At 71.9% G+C, this 10,691-nt stretch carries 8 protein-coding genes; 1 reads left to right on the forward strand and 7 read right to left on the reverse strand.

The window, feature by feature from the left end; translation table 11 throughout:
* Positions 1-46 precede the first annotated feature (46 nt).
* From ACFWVC_RS20655 to ACFWVC_RS20680, 6 genes are all read right to left on the reverse strand, one after another.
* Positions 47-1,051: a sugar phosphate isomerase/epimerase family protein gene (locus ACFWVC_RS20655; RefSeq protein WP_384287692.1), complete on the reverse strand. Its 1,005-nt coding sequence runs from the start codon at positions 1,049-1,051 to the stop codon at positions 47-49.
* A gap of 28 nt (positions 1,052-1,079) precedes the next feature.
* Positions 1,080-2,297: a Gfo/Idh/MocA family protein gene (locus ACFWVC_RS20660; RefSeq protein WP_384287694.1), complete on the reverse strand. Its 1,218-nt coding sequence runs from the start codon at positions 2,295-2,297 to the stop codon at positions 1,080-1,082.
* 48 nt (positions 2,298-2,345) lie between these two features.
* Positions 2,346-3,392: a substrate-binding domain-containing protein gene (locus ACFWVC_RS20665; RefSeq protein ID WP_384287696.1), complete on the reverse strand. Its 1,047-nt coding sequence runs from the start codon at positions 3,390-3,392 to the stop codon at positions 2,346-2,348.
* Positions 3,393-3,544: 152 nt separating this feature from the next.
* Positions 3,545-4,579, reverse strand: coding sequence for an ABC transporter permease (locus tag ACFWVC_RS20670; protein ID WP_384287699.1), 1,035 nt, complete (start codon positions 4,577-4,579; stop codon positions 3,545-3,547).
* The gene (locus ACFWVC_RS20675) at positions 4,579-6,120 is read right to left on the reverse strand and encodes a sugar ABC transporter ATP-binding protein (RefSeq protein WP_384287701.1); all 1,542 of its coding nucleotides are present in this window, start codon (positions 6,118-6,120) and stop codon (positions 4,579-4,581) included. Before ACFWVC_RS20675 ends, ACFWVC_RS20670 begins: the two co-directional genes overlap by 1 nt.
* Positions 6,121-6,289: 169 nt before the next feature.
* Positions 6,290-7,471 carry an ROK family protein gene (locus ACFWVC_RS20680; protein ID WP_384287704.1) on the reverse strand — a complete coding sequence of 394 codons (1,182 nt, stop codon included), beginning with the start codon at positions 7,469-7,471 and terminating at the stop codon, positions 6,290-6,292.
* 273 nt (positions 7,472-7,744) lie between these two features.
* Between ACFWVC_RS20680 and ACFWVC_RS20685 the strand changes: the two genes are divergently transcribed.
* Entirely contained in the window at positions 7,745-9,061 is a 1,317-nt protein-coding gene (locus ACFWVC_RS20685) for an acyltransferase (RefSeq protein ID WP_384287706.1), read from the forward strand.
* A gap of 65 nt (positions 9,062-9,126) precedes the next feature.
* On the opposite strand, the gene fabV is transcribed toward ACFWVC_RS20685, so the two are convergent.
* Positions 9,127-10,383, reverse strand: a complete 1,257-nt coding sequence (fabV, locus tag ACFWVC_RS20690) for an enoyl-[acyl-carrier-protein] reductase FabV (RefSeq protein WP_384287708.1) — start codon at positions 10,381-10,383, stop codon at positions 9,127-9,129.
* Positions 10,384-10,691 lie beyond the last annotated feature (308 nt).

Raw genomic sequence — 10,691 nt, forward strand, 5'->3', positions numbered from 1 at the left:
TGCCGCCGGGCTGTGGGTTCCTGCCTTGCCGAGCTGGGGAAAGGGGCTAGTCGCGGCCTCCGAAGGCGGCGTCGAAGGAGGCCGCCGGCGGGTCGAAGTCATACCTCTTCAGCAGAGAGAGCGCTTCCGGGGCGCCGGCGAGACGGTCCATCCCGGCGTCCTCCCACTCCACCGAGACCGGGCCGTCGTATCCGATCGAGCGGAGCATCCGGAACACGTCCTCCCACGGCACGTCGCCGTGTCCGGCCGACACGAAGTCCCAGCCCCGCCGCGGGTCGCCCCACGGCAGGTGGGAGCCGAGCCGCCCGTTGCGGCCGTCGAGCCGCTTGCGGGCCTCCTTGCAGTCGACGTGGTAGATGCGGTCCTTGAAGTCCCACAGGAACCCGACCGGGTCGAGGTCCTGCCACACGAAGTGGCTCGGGTCGAAGTTCAGCCCGAACGCCGGCCGGTGGCCGACCGCCTCCATCGCGCGGTGCGTGGTCCAGTAGTCGTAGGCGATCTCGGCGGGGTGGACCTCGTGGGCGAAGCGGACCCCTTCGGCGTCGAAGACGTCCAGGATCGGGTTCCACCGCTCGGCGAAGTCCTCGTAGCCGCGCTCGATCATCCGCTCGGGAACCGGCGGGAACATGGCGACGAGGTGCCAGATCGACGAGCCGGTGAATCCGATGACGGTACGCACCCCGAAGGCCGCCGCCGCGCGGGCGGTGTCGGCCAGCTCGCGGGCCGCCCGCTGCCGGACGCCCTCGGGTTCGCCGTCGCCCCAGATCCTGGCGGGCACGATCGCCTGGTGGCGCTCGTCGATCGGGTTGTCGCAGACCGCCTGACCCACCAGATGGTTGGAGACGGCCCAGCACTTGAGTCCGTACTTGTCGAGCAGCGCCCGCCGCCCGTCCAGGTACCCGGGGTCGGCGAGGGCCTTGTCGACCTCGAAATGGTCGCCCCAGCAGGCGAGTTCGAGCCCGTCGTAACCGAAGTCGCGGGCGAGCCGGCAGACCTCCTCCAGGGGCAGGTCGGCCCATTGGCCGGTGAAAAGGGTGAAGGGACGTGGCACGGCGGGGACCTCCTCGAAACGTACGCGGTCAGGCGGGGACGGGGGTGTAGACGGCGTTCTTCTCGGCGCTCTCCTCCACGGCCGCCAGCACCCGCTGCACTTGCAGCCCGTCGGCGAACGTCGGCGCGGGGGTGGTGCCCTCCGCGACGGCGAGCACCAGGTCGCGCGCCTGGTGCGTGAAGGTGTGCTCGTAGCCCAGGGCGTGGCCCGGCGGCCACCACGCCTCCAGGTACGGATGGTCCGGCTCGGTCACCAGGATCCGCCGGAAGCCGGCCGTGGAGGCGGGCTCGGTGTGGTCGTGGAAGAACAGCTCGTTCAGTCGCTCCAGGTCGAAGGCGAGCGATCCGTGTTCGCCGTTGATCTCCAGCCGCAGGGCGTTCTTGCGGCCCGAGGCCATGCGCGTGGCCTCGAAGTTGGCGAGCGCCCCCGAGGCGAGGCGCCCGGTGAACAGTGCGGCGTCGTCGACGGTGACCGGCCCCCGCTCGGCGCCGCCGGCCGAGCCCGACAGGCCCGACGACACCCCGGCGAGCAGCGGCCGTTCCCGCACGAACGTCTCGGTGAGCGCCGAGACACCGACCAGGGGCTCCCCCGCCAGGTACTGCGCGAGGTCCACGGCGTGCGCGCCGAGGTCGCCGAGGGCGCCGGAGCCGGCGTACTCGCGCTTCAGCCGCCAGGTCAGCGGGAAGTCCGGGTCGACGAGCCAGTCCTGCAGGTACGTGACCCTTACATGGCGGATCGTGCCGAGCCTGCCCTCGGCCACGAGCCTGCGGGCGTACGCCGCCGCCGGCAGCCGCCGGTAGTTGAAGCCGACCATGGCCACCTGGCCGCGAGCGGCCGCCAGGTCGGCCGCCACGGCCATGGCCTCGGCCTCGGCGACCGAATTGGCCAGCGGCTTCTCGCACAGGACGTGCTTGCCCGCCTCCAGCGCCGCGATGGCGATCTCGGCGTGACTGTCCCCGGGGGTGCACACGTCCACGAGCTGGACGTCGTCGCGGGCGATCAGAGCCCGCCAGTCCGTCTCCGCGGCGGCCCACCCGTGCTGGGCAGCCGCGGCCCGTACCGCCGCCGCGTCCCGGCCGCCGATCGCGGCCAGGACCGGCCGCACCGGCAGGTCGAAGACGCGGCCCACGGTGCGCCACGCCTGGGAGTGGGCAGCGCCCATGAACGCGTAGCCGACCATCCCGATGCCGAGCGCCGGCACAGCGGCCTCCGCGTCACGGGTCTCGTTATCGGCTGTACCAGCCATGCCTTGCTCCTCATCGGTTGCTCGGTTCGGGCGGGGCGGGGGCCTCGATCAGTTGAAGCCCGTCGGCAGGTACTGGTCGACGTTCGCCTTGGTGACGACGGCCGAGTAGAGGGTGATCGAGGCGGGGATCTCCAGCTCGGCGAGTCCGCCGACGCCCTTCTTCTGGCCGAGGGTCCTGGCCAGGTCGATGGCGGACGCGGCCATGGTCGGCGGGTAGAGCACGGTGGCCTTCAGCACGCCGTCGTCGGCCTTGATGGCGTCCATGGCCGACTTGGCGCCCGCGCCGCCGACCATGAGGAAGTCCTCCCGGCCGGCCTGCGCGATGGCGCGCAGCGCGCCCACGCCCTGGTCGTCGTCGTGGTTCCACACCGCGTCGAACTGCTTCTGTGCCTGGAGCAGCTGAGCCATCTTGGCCTGGCCGGACTCCACGGTGAACTCGGCCGCCTGGCGGGCGACCTTCTTGATGTTGGGGTAGTTCTTCAGGGCGTCGTCGAAGCCCTGCGTGCGCTGCCGGGTCAGCTCCAGGTTGTCCAGCCCCGCGAGCTCGATCACCTTCGCGTCGGACTTGTCCTTGAGCTGCTCGCCGATGTAGTTGCCGGCGTTGAGGCCCATGCCGTAGTTGTCGCCGCCGATCCAGCAGCGGTACGCCTGCGGGGAGGCGAAGATCCGGTCCAGGTTGATCACCGGGATGCCGGCCTTCATGGCCTGCAGGCCCACCTGGGTCAGCGCCTTGCCGTCGGCCGGCAGGATCACCAGCACGTCGACCTTCTTGTTGATCAGCGTCTGGACCTGGCCGATCTGGGCGGCGGTGTCGTTGGACCCCTCGGTGATCTCCAGGGTCACGTCGGAGTACGTCGCCGCGCGGTCCTTGGCGTTCTGGTTGATGGCGTTGAGCCAGCCGTGGTCGGCCTGGGGACCGGCGAAGCCGATGGTGACGGGCGTGCCGGGCTTGTCCTCGGCGGACGGGACGTTGGTGGCGGCCGGCGCCTGCTTCTTCGGCTCGTTGCTGGTACAGGCGGTGAGGGCGACGCCGGCGGAGACGGCGGCGGCGCCGAAGAGCAGGCCTCGACGGCTGGTGAGCGGGTTTTCTGGCATGGCGGTGAAACCCTCCTGGGTTCGTGCGCACGGGGCGGGTGCGTGGCGGTGAGGTGGGTCGGGAACGGGAGACGGGACGGCTGCGAGAGCCGGCGCGAAGAGCGGGACCGGTGGTGAGGCGGGAACGGTGTGGAAGGGGCGGTGCGCCCGCGTCAGCTGTCGCTGCCGCGCACGGTGCCGCGCTGGACCAGGACGGCGGCCACGATGATCGCTCCCTTGGCGATCTGCTGGACGGCGCTCTCCAGGTTGTTCAGGGCGAAGATGTTGGTGATGGTGGTGAAGACCAGGACGCCCAGGACGGATCCGACGATGGTGCCGCGGCCGCCGCTGAGCAGCGTCCCGCCGATGATCGCGGCGGCGATGGCGTCGAGTTCGTACAGATTGCCGTTGGTGTTCTGACCCGACCCGGCCAGGATGATCAGCAGGAAGGCCGCGATCCCGCAGCACAGCCCGGACAGGAGGTAGAGGTACAGCCGCTGGCGGCGGACGTCGATGCCGGCGAGCCGGGTGGCCTCCGCGTTGCCGCCGACGGCGACGGTGCGCCGCCCGAACGTGGTGCGGTTCAGCACCAGCCAGCCGATGACGGTGACCGCGGCGAAGACCAGGACCAGCGGCGGGATGCCGAGGATGTAGGAGTCCGGGACGCCTAGGTCGAGCACCGACTTCTCGGTGACGATCTGCGTCTTGCCGTCCGTGAGCTGGAGGGCCAGGCCGCGGGCCGATGCCAGCATCGCGAGGGTCGCGATGAACGGCACCATGCCGCCGTACGCGATGAGCACCCCGTTGACCAGACCGCAGCCGAGGCCCACGAGCACCGCGGTGAAGAGGATGCCCGCGAAGCCGTACTCCTGGGTGGCGACGGTCGTCGCCCACACCGAGGCCAGCGCGACGATGGCGCCGACGGACAGGTCGATGCCGCCACTGGTGATGACGAAGGTCATACCGACGGTGACGACGCCGATGACGGACGCCTGGGTCAGGACCAGTTGGAGGTTGGAGACGTCGAGGAACGAGTCGGGCTGCGTGATGCCGCCGACGGCGATGAGCACGGCGAGGACGCCGAGCAGGGAGAGGTTGCGCACGTCGGCACGGAGTCCGGCCGCCGGCCGCCGGCCGCCCTTGACGGCGGGAGGCGCGTCCGCGGGCGGCAGCGGTGCCTGCGGGGCCTGGGAAGCGGGCTGTGTCATCAGCTCGGGCTCCCTTCCATGACGAGGTCGAGTACACGGTGTTCGTCCAGCTCCTGCGCGGGCGCCGTGTGCACGACGCGGCCCTCGCGGAGCACCAGTACGCGGTCGGCGAGACCCAGTACCTCGGGCACCTCGCTGGAGACAAGGAGGACGGCGAGCCCTTCGTCGGCGAGCCGGCGGATGACCGCGTACAACTCGGCGCGGGCACCCACGTCCACGCCGCGGGTCGGCTCGTCGAGCAGCAGGACACGGCAGCCGCGCAGCAGCCAGCGGGCGAGCACGGCCTTCTGCTGGTTGCCGCCGGACAGGGTGCGGACCCGGGCGTCCGGGTTGTCGGGGCGCAACGACAGGGAGCGGGTGGACTTCTGGGCGGCCAGGCGTTCCTCGCGGCGGTCGAGCCAGCCGCCGCGGGAGAAGCGGGAGAGCGAGGACACCGACACATTGCGGGTGACCGACTCCAGCATCAGCAGGGCCTGTGCCTTGCGCTCCTCGGGCGCCATGCCCAGTCCCGCGCGGACCGCCGAGCGGACGCTGCCGGGCTTGAGGGGATGGCCGTCGACGGTGACACGGCCCGCGGTGGGTCTGCGCGCGCCGTAGACGGTCTCCAGGATCTCCGAGCGCCCGGAGCCGACGAGGCCGGCCAACCCGACGATCTCGCCGGGCCGGACCTCGAGGTCGACAGGGGCGAACTCCCCCTCGCGGGCGAGTCCTTCGACGCGCAGCACGGGAGCGCCCTCGCGCGGACCGGCCGGGCGTTCGGGGAAGACGTACTCCACGTCGCGGCCCGTCATGAGGGCGACGATGTCGCGGGTGGGCATCGACTTCGCGGGCAGTCCGCCCGCGACCGCCCGGCCGTCCTTGAGGACGGTGACGCGGTCGCCGATGCGGCGGATCTCCTCCAGCCGGTGGGAGATGTAGACGACGGCGACACCCTCGGCGGTGAGCTGCGCGACGATGCGGAGGAGGTTGTCGGTCTCCTCCGGGTCCAGTGCGGCGGACGGCTCGTCCATCACGATGAGCCGCACGTCGTGGGAGAGCGCCCGGGCCATCGAGACGATCTGCTGCTGGGCGGCGGACAGTTCGCCGACCTGCCGGGCGGGATCGATCTCGGGATGGCCGAGGCGGCGCAGCAGTATCTCGGCCTCGCGGCGCGCCTGGCGGCCGCGCACCACGAACCCGGCGGTGGTGGGTTCGTGGCCGAGGAAGACGTTCTCGGCGACGGACAGGCCCTCCACCAGGTCGAGTTCCTGGTAGATGGTGGCGATGCCGAGGCGCATGGCGGCGATGGGCGACCTCAGCGAGACGGGTTCGCCGCGCCAGGTGATCTCACCGTCGTCGGGCTGGTGGGCCCCGGCGAGCACCTTGATGAGTGTGGACTTCCCGGCGCCGTTCTGGCCCAGGAGGCAGTGCACCTCGCCGGCCTGGACGTCCAGGTCGACGCCGTCGAGGGCGCGGACGCCGGGGAAGGACTTGGTGATGCCGGACATCGTGAGCAGCGATGCCGCGGTCGGCGGTGGCGGGGCCGGTGGTACTGGTGCCATGACGGATCCCCTCGGCGGGTGCGGGTACACGTGCGCGTGCGGAGCGTGCAAGTGGAGCCAGTTGTGCCGTGGTGCCGTGGTGCTGATGACTCGGTGGTGCCGGTGGTGCCGGTGGTACGGGAGCTACCGAAGTGCCGGTTGTCGCGCCTGGCGGGCGGTGGGGGTTCTGTCAGGCCGGGGAGAAGACGTGGTCGCTGATGAGCCGGGCCGCGCCGATCACACCGGCGGTGGGGCCCAGTTCACCCAGGACGATGGGCAGGTTGCCGGTCGCCAGCGGCAGCGACTGGCGGTAGACCTGGCTGCGGATGCTGGCGAGCAGGGTGTGGCCGAGTCCGGTGACGCCGCCGCCGATCACGACGAGTCCCGGGTTGAAGAAGCTGACGAGACCCGCGATGACCTGTCCGACGCGGTTGCCGCCCTCGCGGATGAGTTCCAGCGCGGCCGCGTCACCGGCCGAGGCCGCGGCGGCGACGTCGGCCGCGGACAGCCGGCCGGCCGCCTCCAGCCGGGCCGCGAGCGCCGGCGAACGCCCCGAGGTGGCGGCCTCCTTGGCGTCGAGGACGAGCGCGGCCCCGCTGAAGTGGGCTTCCAGGCAACCGGTGTTGCCGCAGGCGCAGGGTCGTCCGCCGGCCTCGACCTGGATGTGGCCGATGTCGCCGGCGCTGCCCGTCGCCCCGCGGTAGACCTCACCGCCCACGACGATGCCGCAGCCGATGCCCGTACCGATCTTGACGCAGAGGAAGTCCGCGGCGGAGCGGGCGACTCCGGCGTGCTGCTCCCCCATGGCCATCAGGTTCACGTCGTTGTCGACCATGACGGGGCAGCCCAGTTCCTGGCTGAGCGCCTCGCGGACCGGGAAGCCGTCCCAGCCGGGCATGATCGGCGGCGCGACGGGAACGCCCTCGGGGTAGCGGACCGGTCCCGGCACTCCGATCCCCGCGCCGTCGAACCCCTCGGCGAGACCGGCGGCCTGGAGCTTGGCGGCCATTTCGAGGATCCGCTCGAACACGGCGACCGGGCCCTCGCGGACGTCCATCGGATGGTTGAGGTGGCCGAGCACCTCCAGCTCGGCGTTGGTGACGGCGACGTCGACGGAGGTGGCGCCGATGTCGACACCGAGGAAGCGCAGGCTCGGGGCGAGGCGTACGTTGTGCGAGCGTCGGCCGCCGCGCGAGGCGGCGAGGCCGTCGGAGACCACCAGGCCCGTCTCCAGCAGGCGGTCGACCTCGACCGCCAGCTTGGAACGGGAGAGCCCGATCTCGTCCCCCATCTGGGCACGGGAGCTGGGCCCGCCGTCACGGAGCAGCCGCAGAAGCCGCACCTGGTGCGCATTGGCGGGTCGAGCCGTCATACGTCTCACGCGCCCCTCCCCTCCCCTGCCCCGTGGCGCGGGGATGTGCGGCCGGCGACCGGCCGGCCCTGTCCGTGTGGCTTTCGAGGGGAACGTAGCAGCGGCTGCCCGAAGGGGGAAGAAGTTGCGCAGGAATCTGCTCACTCTTTTTCCGATCGCGGGACAAAGTCCGGTCGCGGTGCGGACGGTGGTGATGTCGTACCGGGCACGGATTGGTTGCGGCCTGGGCTCCGCAAGCAGAATCGGCCCGCGACGAGGGCAGCATGACGACTCATGAGCAGAGACCGCTACGTCGACTTCCTCCGTGCGTGGGCGATCGTTCTCGTGGTGCTCGGCCACTGGCTGATCACCGGGCTGGTCCGGGGCCCCGACGGCGGGATCACCGCACCGGAACTGCTGGCCGTCGTTCCGTGGACCCAATGGCTGACGCTCGGCTTCCAGATCATGCCGCTCTTCTTCCTCGCCGGAGGCCGATCGGCGGTCGACTCCTGGTCGCGCGCCCAGGCCGCTGGGGGTACGGCCGCCGGGTGGGTGGGACGACGGGCCCTGCGACTGCTGCTCCCGACCGCCGTCTACAGCGGTCTGGTGCTCCTCGCCGTCGCGATCTGCGCGGCGGCGGGCGTGGATTCCGGCACGCTCACTCTGGTGGGCTGGGCGATGGGCATGCAGTTCTGGTTCCTCCCCGTGTACCTGATCCTGAGCGCTCTGACGCCGGCGCTGTGCGAGGCCCACCGGCGCTGGGGACTGCGCGCCCCGCTCGCCATGGCAGCGGCCGCCATCGCGGCCGACGCCCTGGTGGTGACCGAGAACGCGCCGTACCTGGGCCTGCTCAACTACGTCCTCGTGTGGGGAGTCGCCTACCAACTCGGCTTCTGTTGGCGGGACGGTCTGCTGACCCGGCACCGCGCGACCCCCGTGGCGCTGGCCGCGGGCGGCGGGCTGGCCTTCGCGGCACTGGTCGGCCCGGGGCCGTTCCCGGTCAGCCTGATCCTGGTGACCGGGCAGATCCCCAGCAACACCAACCCGCCGTCGGCCGCCATGCTGGCCTGGGCGGTGGCACAGGTGGGGCTGTGTGTGCTCATCGCCCCCGCGGTGCGGCGGTGGCTGGAGCAGGAACGGGTATGGCGGCTGGTGCGTCCGTTGGGCGGGGTCAGCATGACCCTCTACCTGTGGCACATGGTGCCGGTGCTGGTCGTCGCCGCCGCGTTCTACCTCACCGGGCTCGCCCCCGAGCCCGCGTTCGGCTCACCGTCGTGGTGGGCGCTGCGAGTGCCCTGGCTGCTGGTACTCGGCCTCGTGCTGACCGGTGTCGTCCGGCTGTTGAGGCCCTTGGAGCGCGGGCTGGCGGTCCTGTTCGCACGCACTCGCCCGGACGCCGCCCCGCGCCGCCCTTGGCTCCTGTGGCTCGGCCTGACCGCCGCCGTCCCCGCGCTCGCCCGCTTCGCCGTACAGGGCTTCGCGCCCGACGGGCGGTTCCCCGTGCTGCCCGCGCTGGGTCTGGCTCTGGGCATGTCCCTCATCATGCTCCCCGGGGGCACGCTCCACCGCGGCGCCGAGGAGTCCACGGGCACCCTGGAGAAAGTCACCTGAGGAGCGGAGTCCGCCCGGTCGCCGTCGCGCGCCGACCGGGCGGGCCGTTCACGGCTGTTCCCCTGTCATGTGGCGATCACGTGGGCCGGGGTGTGCGCGTCAGCTTGGGACACGGCGGTGTCCGGCCACTCGACGTCGGTCTCGACGGGGCGCTCGTAGTCGACACCGTGCACATCGAAGCCGTAAAGGCGGCGTACCTCGGCGCTGAACCAGCCGAGGTCGGCGAGACCGGCGATGGTGCCGGTGGTGGCCTTGTCCCAGCGCTCGGCGACGGCGGCCTGGACCGCGTCGTCGAGCTCCCAGGTGTCCAGTCGTACGCGGCCCTCGTCGAGGCGCAGTCCGGTCGCGCCGGTGAGCCCGTCCCACAGCTCGCTGAGCTGCGCGGCCGGGGGGACGAGCCGGTCGCCGAGGACGCCCCGCAACAGGCCCACGTACAAGGCGATGCCGGGGATGGCGGTCGAGGACTGCGTGACGGCGGCGCCGTTGACGGATGTGAGGGCGCGGCCGCCGACGGACGTGCCCAGGCGTTCGTCGAGACGCCGGGCGGTGGCCTCCAAGTGGGCCTTGGCCGCGCCGATCGTGCCCTGCCGGTAGATCGCGGCGGTGAGCGCGGAACCGATGTACGACAGCGCGACGGTGCTGAAGCCGTCGGCGAGCAGGCCGCGGCCGGCGAGCCGTTCGATCCACCGTTCCCAGTCTGCGCCGCCCATGACGGCGACGGTCTGCTCGACGTCGTCGCCCTCGGCGGGCGCGGTCTCGACGTCGCGGATCTCGGGTGCGCCGTCGGCGTCGAAGACGAGGGTCTTGGTGCGATGGGGCGCGCCGATCGGCTTGAGCACCGACGCGAACGTGGTCCCGGTGTCGGGGTCGGTGCGCCGTGGCGCGGCCACCGAGTAGACCAGGTGGTCGAGGCGCCCGCCGAACCGCCGCACGAGCAGGTCGGCGACCTGGTCCTTCATCGCGTCGCCGAAGGCGTCGCCGTTGAGGAAGACCATGTCGCTGCCGGCCGCGCGGGCGAGGCGGGCGGTGGCCGCGGTGCGGTACCAGCCGGCCGTCGCGGTGCGCCGCTCGGTGGGGCCCTTCTCGAAGCAGACCGCGATGCCCCGGATGCCGGCCCGCTTGAGCCCGGCGACGGTGGCGGCGAGTCCGTATCCGGCGGACGAGCCGATCACGAGGGCGACGGGCCGGTCCTCCCCCGTCGGTGCGTCCGGGGCTTCGGCGACGGAGGACCACATGTCCTCGACGACGCGCTCACATCCGGCGGGGTGGGAGTCGAGGAAGAGAAAGCCGCGGCTACGAGGGGCGATGGTGCGCTGCGTCACGTGAGGTCCCTTTCGAAGGGTGGCTTCGGGGACCGGCGGAGGTGATCCGGCCGCCACGTGCTGTCAGTCTCCGGTGTCGCGGCCTCGGATCCGGCTCTCACGGCGCACAACAATCGCCGGACGATCTTGGAGCGTTCCCACGACATCGGACGGTGCAAGGACCCAACGGAGTGACTTCGGCGCCCGCGGACCCGGCTACGTGGTCGGAGCCGGGTCCCCGGCCCCCGAGGTCCGGCGGCACAGTCGTATTGCGCCGACAGGGCCAGGTACCCCGCGGTGGTCGTCACGAACCCCTCGGCGTCGTCGAG

It is taken from the genome of Streptomyces sp. NPDC058691, assembly GCF_042714775.1.
Lineage (GTDB): Bacteria > Actinomycetota > Actinomycetes > Streptomycetales > Streptomycetaceae > Actinacidiphila.